The organism is Cellulomonas telluris, from assembly GCF_004886325.1.
GTDB lineage: Bacteria > Actinomycetota > Actinomycetes > Actinomycetales > Cellulomonadaceae > Cellulomonas > Cellulomonas telluris.
In genome coordinates this window covers 528,922-551,866 of record NZ_QXFN01000003.1, presented here as the reverse complement: position 1 = coordinate 551,866, position 22,945 = coordinate 528,922, and the positions used below count along the sequence as shown (strand labels likewise).

Sequence of the window (22,945 nt, the reverse complement as noted above, 5' to 3'; positions counted from 1 at the left end):
CTATGCTCCCCCACCCGCGCCACCACCGACGACACGCCTGAGTCGTCCGCGTACCCGGGTGGCCAGCTCACGCGGCCCTCCCGCAGCCAGGTACTCCCGGGCGAGGCGCAGGTCCGACCGCAGGCCCGTGGGCCGGACGTAGGGCGACGCCACGGTCGTCGGCTCCCCCAGCTCGTAGCGCAGGTCCGCGGCGCGACGGGGGAAGCGGCAGAACTCGAGCAGCGGCTGCAGCACGTGGGACCACCGGTAGGACTCGGCGAAGGCACGCACGGCGTCCCGCGCGGCGGCCACGGCCGTGTCGTCGTAGAGGTAGGTCTCCAGCGCCTCGACGAGCGCGTCGACGTCCTCGGCCGGCACGGACGCCCCGAGGCCGTGCTGCTGCACGAGCTCGCCGAAGGTGTCCCCCCGCGTCGCCACGATGGGCAGCCCCGCCCAGAGGTAGTCCAGGATGCGGGTGCGGAAGCTGTACGCGGTCTCCACGTGGTGGAAGTGCGTCGAGACGCCGAGGTCGGCGTCGAGCAGGAAGTCGGCGCGCTCCTGGTACGGGACCCAGCCCTCGTTGAAGAAGACGTGGGTGCCCGTGAGCCCGAGCCGGTCGGACAGCTCGCGCAGCTCCCAGGCGACGCGCATCTCGGGGACACCCGGGTTCGGGTGCTTGAGGCCCAGGAAGTACAGCCGGACGTCCGGCCTGCGCGCACGCAGCCGGTCGACGGCACGCACGAGGGTCAGCGGGTCGAACCAGTTGTAGACCCCGCCGCCCCACAGGATGACCTTGTCGTCGGGCCCGATCCCGGGCACCGTGCCCTTGATCGCGTGCCGGCGCTGCACCGGCGCCTCGTCCGACACGCCGAAGGGCACGACCGCGACGAGCGACTCCAGGCTCGCGTCCTCGTCGTACACGGCCGCGTTCAGCCGTCCCTGGCCCGCGAGCTGCCCCAGCCAGAAGTCACGCTGCTTGCCCGACGCGCAGACCACGAGGTCGGCACGGCGCAGCTGCTCGTTCAGGACGCGGGTCGTCTCACGGATGGCGGTCGCGCGGCCCGTCGGCCCGAGGTCCTTCGCCTGCTCCAGCTGTTCGAGGTGCATGGGGTCGTACACGTCGGCCACGAGGATCTTCGAGCTCTCCTTGAGCCACGGCGCACCCTCGAGGAGGAACCCCTGGAAGACGATCACGTCCGCCCAGTCCGTGTGCTTGCGCAGCTCCGCACCCGTGCCGTGCACGACGTCGAACCCGTCGCCCGTCACCCGTACGCCGGCGGTGGACAGCAGGCGCACGTCGTGCTCCGGGGCGAGCGCGCGGGCGATCTCCCAGGCGCGGATCGCCGGTCCGGCCATCCGCTCGAGCAGCGGCTCCCCCGTCACGACGAGCACGCGCTGCCGCGAGACGAAGTGCTGGGCGATGCCGAAGGCCTCGACGAGGTGCCCGTGCGCCTCGAGGTAGCCAGGGAACCCGTAGGCCGGCTCGATCGCGTGGCGGAAGAGCGGGAAGAGCTCGCGGTCGCGGCGCCGTCGGGCGGCCTGCAGCTCCGCGCGGGACTCCGCGAGGCCGGGGAACTGGTCGACGAAGTAGTCGATGGCGAGCGGGCCGGTGAGGGCCATCTTCGGCACCTCGACCGTCTCCACGTCGTCCCCGCCCGGGGAGCGCTGCAGGTCCAGCATCGTCGCGTCCACCCCGGAACGGGCCACCGAGCGCCGCACCGACAGCGCCAGGGCCGCGGGCAGGGCACGCGCGAGCGACTCGTCGTCGAGGTTCTTGTACATCGCGAGGAGCGCGTTGCGCTCAAGCAGGTAGCTCTCGCGGAAGTTCCCGAACTTGCGCATCGTCACGTGGTGACGGTGGTAGGCCAGGGACTCCGGGACGTAGCGGACCCGGTGCCCCAGCACGTTCAGCCGCCACCCGAGGTCGACGTCCTCGTAGAACATGAAGAAGCGCTCGTCGAACCCGCCCACCTCGCGGTAGAGCTGCGTCGGCACGAACATCGCCGCACCGGTGCCGAACAGGACGTCCTTCGGCTCGTCGTACTCGGCCGAGTCGGGCCGCTCGGCCTCGCGCTTGTAGCCCATGCCGTACCAGGTCAGGGAACCGTCGACGTAGTCGACGAGCCTGCCCTCCCAGTCGAGCACCTTGCTGGCGACCGCGCCGATCGTCGGGTCACCCTGCATGGCCTCGACCGCCGCGGCGATCCACCGGGGGCCGGGGCGGGCGTCGTTGTTGATGAAACCGACCCACTCGCCGGACGCGTGCTCGACACCCAGGTTGCACCCGCCGGCGAAGCCGAGGTTGGCCCCCGACTCGATGACGACCGCCTCCGGCACCGCCTCGGCGATGCGCCGCGCGCTGTCGTCACCCGAGTCGTTGTCGACGACGATGAGCTCCAGGCGGTCGGCAGGCCACTCGACGTCCGCGAACGACCGCAGGCAGACGATCGTGTCGTCGGCACCGCGGTAGTTGACGAGGACCACCGAGACCACCCCTGCACGGGTCTCGACCGGGTTACGGGACACTCTTCCTCCGGTGGTGCGCGCGGTCGGCGCCGCGTCCTGGGCTGGCGGTCGCACGGCGTGACACCCTACCTGCCCCCGGACGGCGCCCGACGGGACCACACCGGGGCCAGGGCTGCCGCGGGTACTGTTGGGGCCGCTCGCCGCGCAGACCACGCGTGACGCGCGACGAGCGACGAGGACGGACGAGAGGGCTCATGACAGACCACGCCACCGCGCGGGCGGCCGCGCTCGAGGCGCAGCCGATGCGTCTCGCCGGTCCGCGCCCCGGCTTCCTGCGCGGCACGCTCGGCTCCGTCCGGGACATCGCCGCCCACCGCGAGCTGCTCGGCTCGCTCGTGCGGCGCGAGCTGAAGTCGCGCTACAAGGACAGCACGCTCGGCTTCGTCTGGACGCTCGTCCGGCCGCTGGCGATGCTCCTGATCTACTGGGTCGTGCTGGGCAAGTTCCTCGAGGCCGAACGGTCCATCCCGAGCTTCGCGATCTTCGTCTACTGCGGGCTGACGGCGTGGACGCTCTTCAGCGAGATCGTCAACGCCGGCACGTCCTCCATCATCGCGAACGCGGGACTGGTCAAGAAGGTCTACCTGCCGCGCGAGGTCTTCCCGCTCAGCGTCGTGGGGTCGTCGCTCGTCAACTTCGCCGTCCAGCTCGCGATCCTCGTCGTTGCCACGGCCGTCGTGGGCCAGTTCCCCACCGGCCCCCGGTGGTGGACCGCGCTGCTCGCGTTCGCGGTCCTCCTCGTCCACGCCACGGCGCTCGCGCTCCTGCTGTCCGCGCTGAACGTCTACCTGCGCGACGTCCAGTACCTCGTCGACGTCGGCCTGCTCATCTTCTTCTGGGCCTCACCGATCGTGTACTCCTGGCAGCTCGTCACGACCGGCCTGGACAGCATCGGCCTCTCCGGCGGGTGGCTCGAGCGCCTGTATCTCCTCAACCCGGTCACCCTCGTGGTGCTCGGGTTCCACGAGACCTTCTGGGTGGCCGGTGACGGCAAGCCGGTGCCCGACGGGCTCCACGAGCGCCTCGGGGTCGCGCTCGTCGTCGGCGTGGTGGCGCTGTGGCTGTGCCAGCGCACCTTCGCCAGGCTGCAGAGCAACTTCGCGCAGGAGCTGTGATGACCGCACCCACCGTGATCCGAGTCGAGGGCGTCTCCAAGCGCTTCGTCATCCGCAAGGAGAAGTCGCTCAAGGAGCGCATCGTCAACTTCGGCCGCTCCAACCTCCACAAGGAGGACTTCTGGGCGCTGCGGGACGTGTCGCTCGACATCACGTCCGGCACCACCGTCGGGCTCATCGGTCCGAACGGCTCGGGCAAGAGCACTTTGCTCAAGACGGTCGGGGGCATCCTGCAGCCGACCGAGGGACAGGTCCTGCTGCGGGGGCGCCTCGCCGCCCTGCTCGAGCTGGGTGCCGGGTTCCACCCCGACCTCACAGGCCGGGAGAACGTGTACCTCAACGCGTCGATCCTCGGTCTGAGCAGGGTCGAGATCGACCGCCACTTCGACGCGATCGTGGACTTCTCGGGCATCGAGCAGTTCATCGACACGCAGGTCAAGTTCTACTCGTCGGGGATGTACGTCCGGCTCGCCTTCGCCGTGGCCGTGCACGTCGACCCCGACATCCTCCTCGTCGACGAGGTGCTCGCGGTCGGGGACGAGCCGTTCCAGCGCAAGTGCCTCGAGCGTATCCGGAACTTCCAGGCCGAGGGCCGCACGATCGTGCTCGTGACGCACAGCCTCGACCAGGTCGCCGACTTCTGCGACCGCGCCGTCGTCCTCGAGTCCGGTGCGGTCGTCGCGGACGGCACGCCGCGCGAGGCCCTCACGGCGCTGCGCAAGGACTTCGAGGCGGAGCGCCAGCAGCAGCTCGCGCGTGCGCGCGCGGCCGAGCACGGCACGACCAGGCCGGACGCCGAGTTCATCGGCGTGTCCGCCCACCGCCCGGACGGCACCTACGACGTCCCGCTCCGCCAGGGCGACGGCATGCGGATCCGCATGACGACCCGCGCCGCGGTGCCGGTCCACGACCCCGAGATCGAGGTCTCGCTCACGACGCCCGTGGGCACGACCGTCTACCGGGCCAGCACGCGCACCCTCGGGGTCACCGTGCCGACGCTCACGGGCGAGCAGCAGTTCGAGGTCGCCCTCGGGGCGCTGCCGTTGAACGCAGGCGACTACGTCGTCCGCACCGAGCTCCGCTCGTCCGACGGGTCCGAGCTGCACACGCTGCCCATCGCGGCCAAGTTCACCGTCGAGGGTGAGTACCTCTCGCCGGCACCGCTCTACGCCACGACCTCGTTCGAGGTGCTCTGAGTCGTCCCCGCCGTCCGGCGGCGGCGTCGGGCCGTGACCCACGACACCAGTGCGCCACCCGCCAGTGTCGTGGCGACGGCCGCGGAGACGACCGCACCGACGCCCGATCCCGGCGTGGTGAACGTCAGGGCGACCTCGTGCCGCCCGGCGGGCACGAGCATCGCGGCACCCGCGTGCTCGGCGTCCACGAGCGGCACCGACCGGCCGTCCACCTGGGCACTCCACCCCTGCGACGCCTGCATCGAGTCGGCGATCACCAGCCAGCCCGCGTCCGAGGCCTCGACCGCCACGGTGATGGTCCCCGTACCGTCCTCGACGACGTCGAGATCGGCCGTCGACGCGCGCACGCCGGCCGCGTCCTCGGCGTGCTGCAGGAGCACGGCGTCGTCGGGCACCCGGCCCCCGGCCAGCGCCTCGAGGCGGTCCTGCGGGTCCTCGACCACGACCTCCCGTGCCGCCCAGCGGATCCGGGGCAGGCTGCCGGCGCGCTCGACGACGGTGGCACCGCCTGTGGACACCACGGTGAGCGTCTCACCGACGGGCCGGCGCACGTCCAGCACGACTCGGCCCGTGTCGTCGGCCGCGAGGACGAGGGGTGCCGTGAGCCCCTCGGCCGTCACGACCACCTCGACCTCCTCGCCGGCGGGCACGTCCGCCGCCACGGCGATCCAGAGCTGCGGGTCGGCGCTGGACCCCTCGAGCGTCCGCTCGGCCCGGGCCACCGGACGGCCGTCGTCGTCGCGGAGCTCGAGCCGCACGGTGGCACCGTCGGCACCGACGTGGACGCCGTCCGGGGTCGTGAGCGCGACACCGAGCAGCGGGCCGGCGACGCTCCCCCGCACGCTGCCCCCGTCGGCCCCCAGCGTCACCGTCGTACCGCCCGGGGTACCGGCCTCCCACGCACCGGGCACCGGGAGCGCCGCCGGGAGCACCGCGTACCGCACCCCGAGCCGGTCGAGCACGGGTGAGGCGAGGCTGCTGTCCACGTCGCCGACCGTGAGCGACGTGTACGTGCCCGAGACTCCCCACCGCACGTCCGGGTCCGCGGTACGCAGCAGGTCCATCCACTGCGGGGCGTGGAACGCGTGGCCGTCCGCCGACCGGAGCCGGTAGAGCGTGTTCGACCCGGGCATCATCGCCTGCCCGACGGTGATGTACCGGTCGTGCTCGAGGTGCTCCGCGAGGTACTCGTGGGTCGGGGTGGACGGGTAGAACGCGCTCGTCGGTACGTTCGGCCACCAGCTCCGTGCGACGTCCACCGCCGGCACCAGCACGAGCAGCGGGACCGCGACGCCGGCCACCACCGCAGCCGTGGGTCCGCGCCGCCGCACGGCGAGCAGCACGAGCCCCCCGCTGACGACCGCGAGCAGGGCCGCGACCAGGGCCTCCCGCACGAGCGGGGCCCGCGAGGGTTCGGGCACCCAGCCCAGCACCCGGGCGACGACGGCGACCAGGCCCGCCACGCCGACCACGCACACCGCGGCCACGACCCGCTGGGCGCGCACGCTCCGCGGGGTGGTGGCTGCCGCCGGGGCGCTGCCCAGCGGGTGCAGGGACGCGACCACCTGCGCGTACCCCGCCGCCGCCAGCACGGCCACGTAGAACGCCAGCAGGAACCGCATGCGTCCGACGAAGCTGTTGTCGAACACGGGCAGCTGCTGCGCCGCGTGCAGGAGCGGGCCGCCCAGGTACACCAGGACACCGGTGACGGCGGCCGACACGACGAGCGTGCCCTTCACGCCCGGGAGCGTCGCGGACGGCCGCCACCGCACGAGCGCGCACAGCACGAGGACGAGAGCGGCGACGCCGATGTAGGAGAAGTTCTCGATCCCGTTGTCGGTCGTCGCCCAGCGCGCCTCCACCGGCCCGCCGAGCACGTCGGCGACGACCGTGGTGGCGAGGGCCGTCCAGTCGAGGTGCTGCCCCTCCTGCCTCCGCAGGGACGTGTCGACGACCGCCAGCGTGTTGCGCACGAACGGCACCAGCTGGAACGCCAGGAGACCCGCGCCCGCCAGGACACCGGTGGCGGCCACGGCGCCCGACCTGACGACCTGCGCCGTCCCCCGGCGCAGGGCCAGCGCCCGCACCAGCGCGTAGGCGGCGGCGGCGTACAGGGCCCAGCCCAGGACCGCGGGGAAGCCACCGGCGACCATGGCGGCGACGACGAGCGCGAGCGGGACGACGTCGCGGGGGCGCCGCTCGACCACGGCGCGGTCGACCGCCCAGAACAGGAGCGGCACGAGGGCCGCCACGCGCGTCTGCGACCAGTTGGTCCAGGCCACCATGAAGCCGCTCGAGACGTACACGAGCGAGCCCACCGCCCCCGAGGCGGACGGCAGGCCGAAGCGGCGCACCAGCAGGTGCATGCCGACGGCGACGACCGCGACCTCGAGGACCTTCACCAGGCCGGGTGCGTAGGTGGCCGGGACGAGGTACCACGGCAGGCTCAGCGGCGAGAACGGCGCGTTGTCGGGGAGCGGGAGGACGGGGGCACCGCCCGCGACGTAGGGGTTCCAGCGGACGTACTCGCCCGCCCTCATGCCCTCGGCCACGAGGACTGTGCGCGGCACGACGGCGTCGACCGTGTCGCCCACCATCGCGTTCACGACCGTGGCGGGTGCGGGATCCGTCGACCGCCAGGGGTCGAAGCCGTCGAGGACGTCGACACCGAGGAAGACGGTGCGCCCGAGCAACGACGGACCGACGGCGAGCACGACGAACAGCACGAGCGACGCCCACGCGACCACGTCCGCGAGCCGGCGCACCCTCTGCACCGGCACGGTGCGTGTCATGACGAGGGGCCGGGGTACCGGTGCTCGGGGAGGTAGGGGTCGTCGCCCTCGCCGTGCCAACGGGCGTGCACCGTCGAGGCCTCCCACGGGTGCACGACCGGGACCCGGGTACGCGACTCGAAGTGGTAGAGGTCCGCGGTCGCGACCCACAGCAGGCTCAGCCCGAGCCAGCGGACCTTGTACGACAGGTCCACGTCGTTGAAGTTCACGGGGAGCGCCTCGGAGAAGCCGCCGACGGTCTCGAACACCTCCCGACGCAGGGCCACGCACGCCGCGGTGAGCCCGGAGGTCTCCCGGTCCACGTGCAGCTCGGGGATGGCGGGGTCGTCGGGCGACGCGCCCAGGAACGCGTGCGTCATGGCGCCGCGGGCGTAGACGTGCCCCCCGTGCTGCACCGTGCCGTCGCTGTACAGCAGACGCGCCCCCGTCATGCCGACCTCCGGCCGGTCCAGCGGCGCGACCAGGCGCGCGAGCGCACCCGGCGACCGGACGTCGACGTCGTCGTTCAGCATCAGGACGATCTCACCCGCGGACGCCACGTAGCCGGCGTTGCACTTCGCGCTGAAGTTGAACGGGCCGGAGAAGGGCACCAGGACCAGCCGGTCGCCGCACAGCGCGCGCAGCTCGTCGAGCACCGGCTCGGGCGTGACGTCGTCGTGGACCACGACGACCTCGAAACGCGCGAGGCCGCCGTGGCGCACGACGGACCGCACGGTCTCGACGACGAGGACGCGGTCCTCGCCCCACACCAGCGCGCGCCCGCCCCGCGTGGGGATGACGATGCTGACGAGCGCGTCGGCGAGCTCGGGGCGCACCAGCGTGAGCGCGGCCGGCGACCGTGAGGGGACGGCCCGGGTGCCCGGCCGGTGCCGGTCGAGGTGCTGCTGCACGACTCGCTGCGCCGCCGTGCGGGCGCGCTCGCCGCGCGTCCCGGGAGCCTCGGGCGCGTCGACCGGCGGCGGGGCGAGGCACAGCGGCACCGCGACGTGGGCCGGCTGTGCGCCGTGCGCGACCGCCCGGAGCAGCAGGTCGTGCTCCTCCGCACCGACGGAGTCCGCGCCGAAGGCGCCGACCTCACGGCCGAGGGCCGTGCGCACGGCGAGCAGCCGGCCCGTGTAGAGCTCGCCGAGCGCCCGCTCCGGGGACCACACCGGTCGCCGCAGCCGACGCCGGTCCCCGTCCGCCTCCCGGATCTCGTCCCCGTACACGACGTCGACGGGACCGGGGCGCAGCATCGCGTCCACGATCGCCCTCAGCGCACCCGGCTCGAGCCGGACGTTCTGGTCGAGGAACACCGTCCACTCACCTGTCGCGCGCTCGAGGCCGGCGGCGTACACCGCCGCCTTCGTGGGCTCGGCGACGTCGAGCGCGTGGACCGTTCCCTCCGGGAGCCCGTCGCACGCCTCGAGCGCGGTCGAGGGGACGCACAGGTCCCACGTCACGCCCTGCTGCGCACCGACCGACCGGACGGACCCGACGACCTCCGCGAGCGGGGCGTCACCGGGCCAGTGGACGACGGTGAGGGTGATCTCGTCCTGCATCAGGCCGACGTCCCGCGGCGGCCCGAGACGCGCCGGAGGTAGTGGAGCGGCCGCGTCGCGAAGGACCCGACGCGCCAGGTGCTCGACGCGCGCGTGGCCTCGAGCTCGTCGAGCACACCGCGCAGCCTCGCGTGCACCTGGACGACCTCCTCGCGGCACAGCGCCAGCTCGGCGCGGGTGTCCGCGAGCTCGATCTGCCGCTCCGCGAGCCTGGCCCGCATCGTGCCGACGGACGCCTCGGCGCCGATGGCGTGGTCCCGCAGCGTGAGCACCCGGCGCCGCAGCTCCGTGACGTCGTCGGTGGGCGTCTGCAGGCTCGACAGCTCACCGCGCGCGGTGAACCGGTCGTCGGGCCGGGGCACCGCGACGGCGGGGACGAGCTCGGGCGGCGGCGCCGCGGCACCAGGCACCGCACGCAGCACGAACTGGTAGGAGGCCGCGTCGTCCTGCTCGCGCACCCACCGGACGACACCCGGCGGGAGGTCGTCCGCGTCCACCTCGACCTCGGACCCCAGCGCGTCGAGGACGGTGGCACGCAGGTCGGTGACCGTGAACCCGCACTCGGCGAACAGGGCGACCAGCGACGTGCGGGAGTAGAAGCGCAGGTGGGTCCGGTCCAGCAGGCCCGTGTCGCGGTAGTCCCACCGTCCCTGCAGCAGCGCGAGACGCAGCGACCCGTGCGTGACGTTCGGGACGGAGGCGACGACCACCCCACCCGGCCGCAGCACCCGCGCCACGGAGGAGAGGAGCACCTCCGGCCGGACGAGGTGCTCGAGGACGTCCGCGAGCACCACGACGTCGAACCGGCGGTCACCCACGACCTCGTCGAGCGGCACGCCGTCGATGTCCGCCTCCAGCACCTCGGCGAGGCGCTCACGCGCCTCGGCGGCGCTCACCGGGTCGACCTCGATCCCGACGACCCGGCAGCCGAGCGACCCGAGCGCCTGCCCGAGGTAACCCGTGGCGCACCCCACGTCGAGGACGTCCTTGCCGTCGCCGACCAGCTCGGCCACGAGCGAGTGGCTCGAGTTCGCCTCGTCCAGGTCGAGCTCGTCGATGTGGTAGCGCGTCACAGGTGCCTCTCTCCGGGACGGGGCCGGCGGTCCGTCCGAGCGGGGGGATGAACGCCGCCCGAGACTACCCGAGACCGAGTTCTGGCCTCGCGGGGTTACGCGGCATACTGGCCTCCCGCCCATCCCGGAGGTTCGTCCCATGCGCATGCTCGTCACCGGCGGGGCCGGTTTCATCGGCTCCAACTTCGTGCACCAGACGGTGCGCGAACGGTCCGACGTCCACGTGACGGTCCTCGACGCGCTGACCTACGCGGGCGACGAGCGCAGCCTCGACCCCGTCGACGGCAAGGTCGTGTTCGCCAAGGGCGACATCGCCGACCCGGACGTCGTCGACAGCCTGGTCAAGGACGTCGACCTCGTCGTGCACTTCGCCGCGGAGTCGCACAACGACAACTCGCTGCACGACCCGTGGCCGTTCGTGCGCACGAACGTGATCGGCACGTACCAGCTCCTCGAGGCGGTGCGCCGGTACGACGTGCGCTTCCACCACATCTCGACCGACGAGGTCTACGGGGACCTCGAGCTGGACGACCCGGCGAAGTTCACGCCGGAGACGCCGTACAACCCGTCGAGCCCCTACTCCTCGACCAAGGCGTCCTCCGACCTGCTGGTGCGGGCGTGGGCGCGCAGCTTCGGCGTGCGCGCGACGATCTCGAACTGCTCGAACAACTACGGCCCGTACCAGCACGTGGAGAAGTTCATCCCGCGGCAGATCACGAACGTCATCGACGGCGTGCGACCGAAGCTGTACGGCACCGGCGAGAACGTGCGTGACTGGATCCACGTGGAGGACCACAACAGCGCGGTCTGGACGATCATCGAGAAGGGCCGCCTCGGCGAGACCTACCTCATCGGCGCCGACGGCGAGAAGGACAACAAGACCGTCATCGAGCTGATCCTCGAGCTCATGGGGCAGCCGACGGACGCGTACGACCACGTCAACGACCGCCCGGGCCACGACCTGCGCTACGCCATCGACGCGACGAAGCTGCGCACCGAGCTCGGCTGGGAGCCGCGCTACACCACGTTCCGCGACGGCCTGGCGGCGACGATCGACTGGTACCGCGCGCACGAGTCGTGGTGGCGGCCCCAGAAGGACGCGACCGAGGCGAAGTACGCGGTCCTCGGCCGCTGACCGCCACCGAGCCGAGGCTCCCGGGCATCTGCACAGATCATTCACGGCGCTCCTGCCCGGGCTCCGCCGCTGCTCGCCGTAGCGCTCCTACGATCTGACACGTGACCTCCCGCCACGCTGCTCCGCGACGCCGTCGCGCGCCTCGGCACGCCCGCGACCTGCGGTCGCACGCCGTGCTGCGCGGCGTCGCCCTGACGCTGTCGTCGGTGCTCGTGTTCGTCGTCGCCGGCGGCGTCGCCGTGGCGGCGAAGCTGACCGGCAACGTCGACCAGGTCGACGTCGGGGACCTGGTCGTCGCAGGCCCGTCCCCGACCGAGGCGCCCGACCCCGCCGACATGAACGCCGGCCAGCCGGTCAACGTCCTCGTGCTGGGGTCGGACCAGCGTGACGGCGAGAACGCGGCCATCGGCGGCGACGTGGCCGGCATGCGGTCGGACACGGCGATCCTGCTGCACGTCTCCGCGGACCGGACCCGGGTCGAGCTGGTGTCGATCCCGCGCGACTCGCTGGTGGAGATCCCCTCGTGCCGGATGTCCGACGGCACGACGACGAGGGCGCGCAACGGGCAGTTCAACGACGCGTTCGCGATCGGCTGGGACAACGGCCAGGACATCGAGTCCGCGGCGGCCTGCGCCATGAGCACGGTCGTCGCGAACACCGGTGTCCCGGTGTCGGAGGTCGTGGTCGTGGACTTCGCCGGCTTCCAGAACATGATCAACGCCGTCGGCGGTGTCGACGTGTGCATCGAGAAGCCGATCAAGGACCGGTACACCGGTCTCAACATCGCCGCGGGTCGGCACCGCCTCGACGGCGTCACCGCGCTGCAGTACGCCCGCGCGCGCCACGGCACCGGGCTGGACGGCTCCGACATCATGCGGGCCGGTCGTCAGCAGCAGCTCATCGCCAACCTCGCCAACGAGGTGCTGTCGAAGAACCTGCTGACCGACGCCGGCCAGCTCATGGGCTTCCTCAGCGCGGCGACGCAGTCGGTCACGACGAGCGTCTCGGTCACCGACCTCACGGGTCTGGCGTTCAGCCTGCGCAGCATCAGCCGCGAGAACATCGCGTTCACGACGGTGCCGTGGGCCCCCGCGCGCAGCGACAAGAACCGGGTCGAGTGGACGTCCGAGGCGGACCGCCTGTGGGCGAACATCGCCGCCGACCAGCCGATGCTCGGCGCACCGGAGGCGCCCGCGCCGACGACGCCGCCCCAGGCGGCCGCGCCGGCCGACCCGGGGGCCGAGGCGCCGGTCGTCGACCCCGTCCCCGCGCCCACCCCGACCCCGACGAAGACGCCCGGCCGGGAGGCGTTCACCGCGGCCGACGTCACGTCGAGCTGCTGAGGCACCGTGGCACCACGGGACCGGTCCGAGGACGCGCCGCCGAGCTTCAGCCCGTCGGGGGGACGCGCGCGCCCTGACGCCGACGACGCGCGCGTCGTGGGTCCCGACCGCCCCCGCGCACGGCCCGCGACGCCGGCCGCACGACCCGCGACGCCAGCCGCACGACCCGCGACGCCGACCGCACGCCCGACTTCCTCGGGGAGCCGCGCGGGCGCCGGCGCCGGGCGGACGCCCAGGACCACGTCGGGCCCGGCGCGTGCCGGCGGCGCAGCCGGGAACGCCGGGTCCGCCGGTGCGACTCCCCCGTCGGGCAGCCCGGCCTCGTTCGCCCCCTCCTCGCGTCCTCGACCCGGCGCCGCGGCACCGGTCGAGGTCGCCGGCCGGGCCCCGCGCCCGGACGAGCGCACGGCGGCCGCCTCCACTGCGCGGTCCACCGGCGCACCGCCGCGCCGGCCGGCGCCGTCCGTGCCGCCGCGCACCGCACCACCCGCCGCCCGCCGCACCGTGCCGTCGGCCGCCGCCGCACGCGGGGGCCCGTCGGCCGCGCCCCGCGGCGGGGCGGGGCGCCCGCCCACCGCGGTGGCCGGCGCTGCGACCACCCACCCGGGACGTCCCCGCCGGCGACGCCGGGTGGCCCTCGCCGTCGTGGCGGTCCTCCTGCTCGTCGCGCTCGCGTGGCCCGTCGGGCTGCTGGTCTGGGCGAACGGCAAGCTGCAGCGCACGACGGCGCTCTCGGGCGGTGCGGACACCGCGGGCACGACGTACCTGCTCACGGGCTCCGACGCCCGCGGCGAGGAGGGCGGCATCGCCGAGGACGGCACCGAGGGCCAGCGGACCGACACCATCCTGCTGCTGCACGTCCCCCGGTCCGGACCGACCGCGCTCATCTCGCTTCCCCGTGACACCTACGTGGAGGTCCCCGGTCACGGCGGTGCGAAGCTCAACTCGGCCTTCGCCTGGGGCGGCGCGCCGCTGCTGGTCCAGACGGTCGAGGGCCTCACGGGGCTGACCGTGGACCACTACGCCGAGATCGGCATGGGCGGGGTCGCGCACGTCGTCGACGCCGTCGGCGGCGTCAATCTCTGCTACGACGGCGCGGTCGACGACAAGGACTCCGGCATGGTGTGGCAGCCCGGCTGCCACGACGTGGACGGCACGCAGGCGCTCGCCTTCGCCCGGATGCGCAAGGCCGACCTGCAGGGCGACGTCGGGCGGGCGCTGCGCCAACGGCAGCTGATCGGGGCCGTCGTCGCCAAGGTCGACCCGAAGGCGCTCGCGCTGCGCCCCGGCGCGCAGGTGGCGCTCGTCGACGCGGGCACAAGCGCGCTCACGTTCGACGAGGACACCGGGGTGCTCGACGTCGCGCGGCTCGCCGTGGCGTTCCGCAACGCGAACGGGCCGGGCGGCATCACCGGCACGCCGCCCATCGTCGACATGAACTACCGCCCGGGGAACATCGGGGCGGCCGTGCTGCTCGACGAGGCGGCCACTCCCCCGTTCTTCGCGGCGGTCCGGGACGGCACCCTCCCGCCCGGTCAGGTCGGCGGCGTCCCCGGCGGCTGACGGTCCGTGATCCCGAGGCGTGCCGCCGCCTCGAGCGCGCGCGGCCCGTGGTTCACCCGGGTGAGCAGGGCGTCGCGCACCGCGGTGAGCGCGCGCTCGGACCGGCGGCGCAGGGCCGGCGCGTAGGGCGCCTCCACGAGGCGGTGGATGACCCACGCGAGCGCGACCGCCACCGCCACCGCCGCCGCGACGGCGACCCAGGTGGGCACGCGGTCGACCAGCAGTCCGATGGTCCACAGCCCCCAGTACTGGTGCACGAGGTAGAGCGGGTACGTCAGGGCGGCGGCGGCCGCGACCCACGGCCGGTCGACCCGGCGCAGCGGGGTCAGCGCCACGATCGCGACGAGCGCCACGCACAGCACCACGCCCGCCGCCAGACCGGCCGTCGAGGGCACGATCCCCGTGACGCGCTCGAGGACCGCCGCCCGGGACGGCGTGACGAGCACGACCGCGAGCACGGTGTTCACGACCACGGCGGCCCACGGCAGCGCCGCGTGCCCGTCGCGGTACAGCAGGTACAGCGCCATCCCGGCGGCGAAGAGCGGCGCGTAGTCGGCGACGAGCAGCGTCGCGACGTCGTCCAGGCCCAGCCGGGCCGCGAGCAGGGCGACCGGCGGCCACAGGAACGCGACCGCCAGCACCCGACGCCGTGTCACCCCGACGAGGGCGAGGACGCCCACGAGGACGTAGAACCGCAGCTCCGTCCAGAGCGTCCAGTAGACGCCGTCGACGTGCGGCACGCCGAACGCCGACTGGGCCATCGTGAGGTTCACCGCCACCTGCCCCGGTGTGACGTGCTTGCCCTCGGGCCACACGACGAGCAGGAGCAGGCCGGTGAGGAGCACGGCCACCCAGTACGAGGGGTACAGCCGCCCGATGCGCGAGGCCACCACGGCGACCGTCGTGCGTCCCCAGGCCGACATGAGGATGACGAAGCCCGAGATCACGAAGAACAGCTCGGGGCCCAGCGAGCCGTAGGAGGTCCACGGCGCGACCGCCCCGACGAGGCGGTCCTGCTCGGGCCCCCACACCGACGCCTCCCGGGCCGTGAAGTGGTAGACCACCACGGCGAGGGCCGCCACCAGGCGGAGCGCGTCGAGCGCGACGAGGCGCGGGGCGCGCGGCCGGTCCGGCTCCTGCGGGAGGTGGGGGCGAGGGGTCGGCGCGGGGACCCGGGAGGGCGCGGACGTCACCGCACGACGGTAGGCACGTCCGGCGGCGCCCGCAGCGCGAGCGGGCGGTCGTCGCCCGCGACGCCGGCCTCACCCCGGCGAGGCGTGGTGGCGCGGCACCCGTCCGTCAGGCGCTGAACCCGGCGGGCGGCCGGTGCGCGAGGGCGCGCAGGCGCTCGCCCTTCGCGTCGGCCTGCTCGCGCAGGCCGTCCTGGAACCGCAGCATCGCCGCACGCAGACGCGCGGCCTCGTCGTCGACGCCGGCGGCGAGCACGCGCACGGCGAGCAGGCCGGCGTTGCGGGCCCCACCGACCGAGACCGTCGCCACGGGGACACCCGCGGGCATCTGCACGATCGACAGGAGCGAGTCCATGCCGTCGAGGTGCGCGAGCGGCACGGGCACGCCGATGACCGGCAGCGGCGTGACCGCCGCCAGCATGCCCGGCAGGTGCGCGGCTCCGCCGGCGCCGGCCACGAGCACCCGCAGGCCCCGCTCGGCGGCGGCGCGCCCGTAGGCGACCATCTTGTCGGGCTGCCGGTGCGCCGAGACCACGTCCACCTCGACCGGGACGTCGAACTCGGCGAGGGCGTCGGCCGCCGCCTGCATGACCGGCCAGTCGGAGTCCGAGCCCATCACGATGCCGACCACGGGCGCGCCGCTCATGCCGTACCTCCGTCGTGCGTGGCGGACGTCTCGCCGCGCAGGAGCGCGACGGCGGCCCGTGCACGCGCACGGACGTCCTCGAGGTCGTGGCCGCTGACGTTCACGTGCCCCAGCTTGCGCCCGGGGCGCACGTCCTTGCCGTACAGGTGCACCTTCACCCCGGGGTCCGCGAGCACGGCGGGCAGGGCCTGCGCCGGGTCGTCCAGGGCGCTGCCCAGCAGGTTGACCATCACGGTCCACGGGGCGCGCGGCTCCGTGCCCCCGAGCGGCAGGTCCAGCACGGCGCGCAGGTGCTGCTCGAACTGGCTGGTGACCGCACCGTCGATCGTCCAGTGCCCCGAGTTGTGGGGACGCATCGCGAGCTCGTTGACGAGCACGCGCGGCGCGCCGCCGTCCGGGTCGTCCACCTCGAACATCTCGACGGCGAGCACCCCCGTGACGTCGAGCCCCTCGGCCACGCGACATGCCACCTCGACGGCCGCCGCCTCCGTGGCCGGGTCGAGGCCCGGTGCCGGGGCGACGACCTCCGCGCACACGCCGTCACGCTGGACGGACTCCACGACGGGCCAGGTGACGACCTCGCCGGACGGCGCGCGGGCGACCAGCGCGGCGAGCTCGCGGCGGAACGGCACGAGCTCCTCGACCAGCAGACGCGGGCCGGTGCCGGCCGCCGCGGCGTCCAGCCAGTCCGCGACCTCGTTCGCGTCGCGCACGACCCGCACGCCCTTGCCGTCGTAGCCGCCGCGCGCGGTCTTGACGACCGCCCGGCCGCCGGCCTCGGCCAGGAAGGCGGCGAGCTCCTCACCGGTGGACACCGGTGACCACCGCGGGCACGGGACGCCCAGCGCGGTCAGCCGCTCACGCATCACCACCTTGTCCTGCGCGTGCAGCAGCGCGTGGGGTCCGGGCCGCACCGGCACGCCGCGGGCCGCGACGGCGTCGAGCACGTCCCCGGGGACGTGCTCGTGCTCGAAGGTCAGGACGTCGGCACCGTCGACGAGCGCGGTCACGGCAGCGACGTCGGCGGCGGCGCCGACGGGTCCGTCGGCCACCGCCTGTGCGGCCGACGACCCGGGCGCCTCGACGAGGACGCGCAGGCGCAGCCCCAGCGCGGTGGCGGGTCCGGCCATCATGCGGGCGAGCTGGCCGCCGCCCACGACGGCCACGGTGGGAGGGGTCACGGGCGACGAGCCTAGCCGTCAGGGAACGGATGCCTGGACCAGCTGCCCGAACCCCTGCACGGTCAACGGCCCGTCCGCGGCCTCGACGAACGCCGCCCGACCGCTGCTCACCTCGAGCGTCTCGCCACCGCCCGCGGCGAGACGGCACGCCCCCTCCAGGCAGAGCACGATCCGCGGGCCCACACCGGGCAGACGTGCCGGGCGACCGTCGGTGAGACGCGTGACCGACAGCTCGAAGTCGTCGACGGGCGCGTAGAACACCTCCGTCGCGTCGAAGGAGCGCTCGGCAGCGATGCGGATCGGAGGCGCCGCGACGCAGTCGACGGTGCGCAGGAGCTCCGGGATGTCGACGTGCTTGGACGTCAGCCCGGCGCGCAGGACGTTGTCCGAGTTCGCCATGACCTCGATGGCCGAGCCCCGCAGGTACGCGTGGACGGAGCCGGCGGGGACGAAGCAAGCCTCACCGGGACGCAGGGTCACCGGGTTGAGGAGCACGGCCGTGATCGCTCCCGGGTCCCCCGGGTAGGCGGCCGCCAAGGTGGCGACCGCACGGTCGGTGCGGGGCGACGGCGATCCCTCGCTCAGCCGCGCAGCGAAGATCTGCGCCAGCTCGTCGACCTCCTCGGGGGCGGGACGGGTGCCGGGGCCGACGAGGTCGGTGAAGGCGGCGCGCACCCCCTCGGAGGTGGCGTCGGCCGTCACGAGGTCGAGGAGGCGCTTGGCGACCGGGTGGTCCACGTGAGCCAGGATCTCCGCCGTGCGGCGTGGCGCACGGAAGCCGACGAGCGCCTCGAACTGGCTCAGGGCGTAGACGATCTCCGGCTTGTGGTTGCGGTCCTTGTAGCTGCGCCGCGGGTCCTCCAGGGGGATCCCGCGCGCCTCCTCGCCGTCGAAGCCCGCCGCTGCCTGCTCGCGGGTGGGATGCACCTGCAGCGACAGCGGGGCGGCTGCCGCGATGAGCTTCAGCAGGTACGGCAGGCGCCCGCCGAACCGCGCCGCCACGTCGTCGCCGAGGGCCCTGCGCGGGTCGTCCGCGATGAAGCGGTCGAGCGTGGCGGGCTCACCGTCCGTCACGACGGGCGACGGGGCGGACGAGTGGGCGCCGTACCACGCCTCCGCGACCGGCCGGCCGTCGGGTACGGCCGCGAGCGCCTCGGGGATCGCCGTGGTCGAACCCCACGCGTAGTGCTGCAGCACCGGGTCGATCGCCCGCACGCCACCCTCCTGCCGTCGTCGTGGAGGCACCACCCTAGGGGCCGGGCACGGTCGCCGGGGTCAGCGCCGCCGGTCCCGGCGGACCGACACCATCGCGCCACGCGGCAGCACCACCTCCGGCCGCAGCGAGGCCGGCACGCCCGAGAGGAACACCGCGAAGACGGCGGGGCGGCGCTGGGCGAGCTCGAGGCGGCCGCCGTCGGCGTTCGCGAGGTCCCGCGCGAGCGCGAGGCCGAGCCCGGTGCCGGCGCCGGAGGTCACCTCGCGCTCGAAGATCCGCGGGGCGAGGTCGTCGGGCACACCCGCACCCTCGTCCCCGACCTCGACGACGACGGTCCGCGCGGGACCGCCGGCGCGCGAGCGCACCGTCGTGGTGCCGGCGCCGTGCTTGAGGGAGTTCTCGATCAGGGTCGCGAGGACCTGGGCCAGCGCACCCGGCGTCGCGAGCACCTGCGTCGCGGGGTCCACGTCCACCACGAGGCGGCGCCCCGCGGCGGCGAACGTCGGCGCCCACTCCTCCTCCTGCTGGCGGACGACCTCGACGAGGCGGACGGCCTCGGTCGTGCCGCCCTGGGCGCGGCGCGACCGCGTCAGCAGGTCGTCGACGACGCGGACGAGACGCTCGACCTGCTCCAGGGAGATGCGGGCCTCCTCGCGGACCTCCGGCTCCCCGGCGGTGAGCATGATCTCCTCGAGCCGCATGGACAGCGCCGTCAGCGGCGTGCGCAGCTGGTGCGAGGCGTCCGAGGCGAACTGTCGCTCGGCCGCGAGGCGGCCCGCCATGCGGTCGGCGCTGCGGGCGAGCTCGGCAGCGACGAGGTCGATCTCCTCGACGCCGGAGGGCTCCAGCTGGGGACGCACCTGCCCCGACCCCAGCTGCTCGGCGGACGCCGCGAGGTACACGAGCGGGGCGGCCAGGCGGTTGGCCTGCCAGATGGCCATGGCGATGCCGGCGCCGAACGCGACGACGGCGGCGACGACGACCAGCCCGATCACCCGCGCGGACAGCCAGAACACGTCCCACCAGGAGACCTCGAGCACGACGACGGCTGCCGTGTCGGACGTGACGCGCACGGCGACGGTGCGGTCCACGACGTCGGGGCCCGCGCGGTAGGTCTCCCCGTCCGCGGTGCGCACCGTGACCGACGCGGCGACCTCCCCGTCACCGCCGGTGTACGGCTCGAGCATCCGGTCGCTCAGGGTGATCTCCTGCTCGAGCCGGAAGTCGACGGTGCGCGCGACGGACTCGGCCCGCACCTCCAGCCCGCGCACCTCGTTCTCCCGGACGAGCTGGGCCCCGAGGAAGGCCAGCGGGAAGCCGAGCAGGACGACGGCCACCGTGACGGCGGCGATCGTCGCCTGCAGGACGCGGCGTCGCACGGCTCAGGCCCGGTCGAGCTGCTCCGCACCCGGCGCGCCCGCGGCGGCCGTCGCGGAGCCGGCCTCGAACCGGAAGCCCATGCCCCGGACGGTCGTGACGTAGCGGGGCGCGTTCGCGTCGTCGCCGAGCTTGCGCCGCAGCCAGGACACGTGCATGTCCAGCGTCTTCGTCGAGCCGGTGGGGTCGGAGCCCCACACCTCGCGCATGAGCGCGTCGCGCGAGACGACGGTCCCGGCGGCGCCGACGAGCACCCGCAGCAGGTCGAACTCCTTGGCGGTCAGGTGCAGCTCGCGCTCGCCCTGGAACGCGCGGTGCGCCGCGACGTCGACGCGCACGTCCTGCGCGTGCAGCTCGTCCTCGTCCTGCGGGTCGCCGACCGTGCGGCGCAGCAGGGCCCGCACGCGGGCCAGCAGCTCCGCGAGGCGGAACGGCTTCGTCACGTAGTCGTCGGCACCGGCGTCGAGCCCGACGACGAGGTCGACCTCGTCGGCGCGTGCCGTCAGCACGAGGACGGGCGTGGTGAGGCCCTGGCTGCGGATCGCGCGGGCGACGTCGAGCCCGTCCATGTCCGGCAGGCCGAGGTCGAGGACGACGAGGTCGGCGGTCGCCGCTCCGTCGATCGCGCCTTGACCTGTGCCTTGCACGCGCACGTCGTAACCTTCACGACCCAACGCCCGCGCCAAAGGCTCGGCAATCGCGGGGTCGTCCTCCGCCAGCAGCACCTGGGTCATCCGGCCATGCTAGGTCACGGACTCCCCACGTCCGCCAGACCCAGGTCCCACCCGGCGGCGTGCCGGGACCGCCACGCCGCGTGCCGGCCGCCCCGCGTGCGCCCCCGGGCGGACGGCGTGCGGCGCGCCCTCCGTCCTCGGGCGCACGCCCCTGCCGGGCGGCGGCGCCTACGCTCGCCCGGTGACGTGGTGGGACCGGATGCTGCGGTGGGAGGACGACCACCGGTTCGCCGTCGACTCCGTCGGTGCCGCGCTGCTGTGGCTCGTGATGGGGACGATCGCGATCGACATGTCGGCGCCCGGGGAGCCGATGAGCAACGCGACCCGGCTCGCCGCCCTCGCGGTGATCGGCCCGCTCGCGTGGCGCCGCGTGCGGCCGGTGGCGAGCGCCGCCGCGGTCTACGCGGCCGCGCTCGCGCACATGCTCCTCGGGATCCCCCTGCTGTTCCCGGCGGACCTCGTCGTGCTCGTCGCCCTCTACTCCCTCACGGTGCACGGCCCCCGGTGGGCCTACCGGGTCGGGATGGCGGGAGCCGCGGTGGGCACGCTGCTGCTCGCGGTGCTGCTCACGACCGACGGGGCGTTCTACTGGCCGGCCGCGATCATCGTCGGGGTGCTGGTCGGCTCGATGTTCCTCGCGGTCTTCGCGTTCGCGCTCGTGCGGCGCAGCCGTCGCGAGCACCTCGAGGCCCTCGTCGACCGCGCCGAGCGGCTCGAGGTCGAGCGCGACCAGCAGGCGGTCATCGGCGCCGCCGCCGAACGGGCCCGGATCGCCCGGGAGATGCACGACATCGTCGCGCACAGCCTCACCGTGATGATCGCCCAGGCGGACGGCGGCCGGTACGCCGCCGCGGCCGACCCCGCCGCCGCCACCCGCGCCCTGGGCACGATCGCCGAGACCGGCCGCGCCGCGCTCACCGACATGCGCCGGCTGCTCGGCGTGCTGCGCACCGACGCCGACCGCCCGGGCGGGTCGGCGGCCGGACCCGCGGACGCGGGTCCCGCCGCCGCGGCCGGTGCGGGCGCCGCGGCGACGGCTCCCCAGCCGGCGGTCGAGGACCTGGAGACGCTGGTCGCGCACATGCGCACGAGCGGCATGCGCGTCTCGCTCGTGCGCCTGGGGGCGCCGCGGCACCTGCCTCCCGGCGCCGGCCTCACGGTGTACCGGATCGCCCAGGAGTCGCTGACGAACGTGCTCAAGCACGCCGGTCCCGACCCGTCCGTGACGGTCATGCTCCAGTGGCTGCCCGACGCGGTCCGGCTCGAGGTGAGCGACGACGGGCGCGGCGCGGCCGCGGACAGCGACGGCCTGGGGCAGGGTCTGGTGGGCATGCGCGAGCGCGCGGCGATGTTCGGCGGCACCGTGACGGCCGGACCGCGGCCCGGCGGCGGCTTCCGGGTGCGGGCCGAGCTCCCGACGCCGTCGTCCGCCCGTCCGTCCGCCTCTGCGTCACCCGCACCGTCGGCGCTCGCCGCGCCCCCGCCCACGCCGCCCTCGCCCACCAGCCCGGAAGGACCCCTCGCGTGACCACCTCGGACACCGGCCACCCGCACCTCGACGACCGCGTGCGCGTCGCGCTCGTCGACGACCAGCAGCTCGTCCGCGCCGGCTTCCGCATGGTCATCGACTCCCAGCCCGACCTCGAGGTCGTCCTCGAGGCGGGCGACGGCGCGCAGGCGGTCCGTGCCCTCGACCCGACGGCCCGGACGGCGACCGGGCCGGTGGACGTCGTGCTCATGGACGTCCGGATGCCGACGATGGACGGCCTGGAGGCGACCGAGCAGATCGTCGCGCGGGGCACACCGGACCGGCCGGCGCCGCGCGTGATCGTGCTGACGACGTTCGACCTCGACGAGTACGTGCTGAGCGCCATCCGCGCCGGTGCGAGCGGCTTCCTGCTCAAGGACGCCCCGCCCGAGGAGATGCTCGCGGCGATCCGCACGGTGCACCGCGGCGACGCCGTCATCGCCCCGTCCAGCACGCGGCGGCTGCTCGAGCACCTCGTGACCGCGCTGCCCGCCGACGAGCCGGCGGCCGCCGACGACCCCGCGCACCGTGCGGTCGCCCAGCTGACGGACCGCGAGCGCGAGGTGCTGGTGCTCATGGCACGCGGCCGCTCCAACACCGAGATCGGGCAGGACCTGTTCGTCGCGGAGGCGACGGTGAAGACGCACGTCGGACGCATCCTCGCCAAGCTCGGCGCGCGCGACCGGGTGCAGGCCGTCGTCGTCGCCTACGAGACCGGGCTCGTCCGCCCGGGCAGCTGACGACCGCGGGGGCGGCGTCCCCGTGGGGGGCGGGGTCCGGGCACCCGCCGTCCCCCCGGTGACGGGCTCG

Annotated in this window: 17 protein-coding genes; 7 read left to right on the top strand and 10 right to left on the bottom strand. The window is 74.4% G+C overall.

Annotated features, from left to right (window positions below; translation table 11 throughout):
* Window positions 1-2,505 carry a glycosyltransferase gene (locus FB586_RS11360; protein ID WP_136519407.1) on the bottom strand — a complete coding sequence of 835 codons (2,505 nt, stop codon included), beginning with the start codon at window positions 2,503-2,505 and terminating at the stop codon, window positions 1-3.
* A 194-nt stretch (window positions 2,506-2,699) separates the two neighbouring features.
* On the opposite strand from FB586_RS11360, the gene FB586_RS11355 reads away from it, so the two are divergent.
* A complete protein-coding gene (locus FB586_RS11355) occupies window positions 2,700-3,620 on the top strand; it encodes an ABC transporter permease (RefSeq protein ID WP_136519406.1) in 921 nt (306 codons plus the stop codon).
* Entirely contained in the window at window positions 3,620-4,816 is a 1,197-nt protein-coding gene (locus FB586_RS11350; RefSeq protein ID WP_136519405.1) for an ABC transporter ATP-binding protein, read from the top strand. The genes FB586_RS11355 and FB586_RS11350 overlap by 1 nt, the downstream gene beginning before the upstream one ends.
* Here the strand turns inward: FB586_RS11350 and FB586_RS11345 are convergent.
* Genes FB586_RS11345 through FB586_RS11335 form a run of 3 tightly spaced genes read right to left on the bottom strand, consistent with a single transcriptional unit; the run spans window position 4,786 to window position 10,222 of the window.
* Entirely contained in the window at window positions 4,786-7,608 is a 2,823-nt protein-coding gene (locus FB586_RS11345; RefSeq protein ID WP_168800531.1) for a glycosyltransferase family protein, read from the bottom strand. The two genes, FB586_RS11350 and FB586_RS11345, sit on opposite strands and share 31 nt — an antisense overlap.
* Window positions 7,605-9,149 carry a glycosyltransferase gene (locus FB586_RS11340; protein WP_136519403.1) on the bottom strand — a complete coding sequence of 515 codons (1,545 nt, stop codon included), beginning with the start codon at window positions 9,147-9,149 and terminating at the stop codon, window positions 7,605-7,607. Before FB586_RS11340 ends, FB586_RS11345 begins: the two co-directional genes overlap by 4 nt.
* Window positions 9,149-10,222, bottom strand: a complete 1,074-nt coding sequence (locus FB586_RS11335; protein ID WP_168800530.1) for a class I SAM-dependent methyltransferase — start codon at window positions 10,220-10,222, stop codon at window positions 9,149-9,151. The genes FB586_RS11340 and FB586_RS11335 overlap by 1 nt, the downstream gene beginning before the upstream one ends.
* Before the next feature lie 139 nt (window positions 10,223-10,361).
* Here FB586_RS11335 and rfbB point away from each other — a divergent pair, with 139 nt between their 5' ends.
* From rfbB to FB586_RS11320, 3 genes are all read left to right on the top strand, one after another.
* Window positions 10,362-11,357 carry a dTDP-glucose 4,6-dehydratase gene (rfbB, locus tag FB586_RS11330; protein WP_136519401.1) on the top strand — a complete coding sequence of 332 codons (996 nt, stop codon included), beginning with the start codon at window positions 10,362-10,364 and terminating at the stop codon, window positions 11,355-11,357.
* Window positions 11,358-11,458: 101 nt separating this feature from the next.
* On the top strand, window positions 11,459-12,700 hold the full coding sequence (locus FB586_RS11325; protein WP_246036706.1) for an LCP family protein: 1,242 nt from the start codon (window positions 11,459-11,461) through the stop codon (window positions 12,698-12,700).
* A 630-nt stretch (window positions 12,701-13,330) separates the two neighbouring features.
* Window positions 13,331-14,263 (top strand): LCP family protein, encoded by a 933-nt coding sequence (locus FB586_RS11320; protein ID WP_136519400.1) that lies wholly within the window; start codon window positions 13,331-13,333, stop codon window positions 14,261-14,263.
* Here FB586_RS11320 and FB586_RS11315 read toward each other — a convergent pair.
* From FB586_RS11315 to FB586_RS11290, 6 genes are all read right to left on the bottom strand, one after another.
* Window positions 14,236-15,456, bottom strand: a complete 1,221-nt coding sequence (locus FB586_RS11315; RefSeq protein ID WP_136519399.1) for an acyltransferase family protein — start codon at window positions 15,454-15,456, stop codon at window positions 14,236-14,238. The two genes, FB586_RS11320 and FB586_RS11315, sit on opposite strands and share 28 nt — an antisense overlap.
* Before the next feature lie 106 nt (window positions 15,457-15,562).
* Window positions 15,563-16,099, bottom strand: coding sequence for a 5-(carboxyamino)imidazole ribonucleotide mutase (gene purE / locus FB586_RS11310; protein WP_136519398.1), 537 nt, complete (start codon window positions 16,097-16,099; stop codon window positions 15,563-15,565).
* Window positions 16,096-17,280: a 5-(carboxyamino)imidazole ribonucleotide synthase gene (locus FB586_RS11305; RefSeq protein ID WP_136519397.1), complete on the bottom strand. Its 1,185-nt coding sequence runs from the start codon at window positions 17,278-17,280 to the stop codon at window positions 16,096-16,098. The genes purE and FB586_RS11305 overlap by 4 nt, the downstream gene beginning before the upstream one ends.
* 18 nt (window positions 17,281-17,298) lie before the next feature.
* Window positions 17,299-18,495: a mannose-6-phosphate isomerase, class I gene (gene manA / locus FB586_RS11300; protein WP_136519396.1), complete on the bottom strand. Its 1,197-nt coding sequence runs from the start codon at window positions 18,493-18,495 to the stop codon at window positions 17,299-17,301.
* 60 nt (window positions 18,496-18,555) lie between these two features.
* Window positions 18,556-19,875 (bottom strand): sensor histidine kinase, encoded by a 1,320-nt coding sequence (locus FB586_RS11295; protein ID WP_136519395.1) that lies wholly within the window; start codon window positions 19,873-19,875, stop codon window positions 18,556-18,558.
* A gap of 3 nt (window positions 19,876-19,878) precedes the next feature.
* Window positions 19,879-20,607 (bottom strand): response regulator transcription factor, encoded by a 729-nt coding sequence (locus FB586_RS11290; RefSeq protein WP_136519394.1) that lies wholly within the window; start codon window positions 20,605-20,607, stop codon window positions 19,879-19,881.
* A 181-nt stretch (window positions 20,608-20,788) separates the two neighbouring features.
* Here FB586_RS11290 and FB586_RS11285 point away from each other — a divergent pair, with 181 nt between their 5' ends.
* Together FB586_RS11285 and FB586_RS11280 are read left to right on the top strand one after the other, a co-directional pair.
* The gene (locus FB586_RS11285; protein ID WP_136519393.1) at window positions 20,789-22,135 is read left to right on the top strand and encodes a sensor histidine kinase; all 1,347 of its coding nucleotides are present in this window, start codon (window positions 20,789-20,791) and stop codon (window positions 22,133-22,135) included.
* Entirely contained in the window at window positions 22,132-22,875 is a 744-nt protein-coding gene (locus FB586_RS11280) for a response regulator (protein ID WP_246036705.1), read from the top strand. The genes FB586_RS11285 and FB586_RS11280 overlap by 4 nt, the downstream gene beginning before the upstream one ends.
* Window positions 22,876-22,945: the final 70 nt, after the last annotated feature.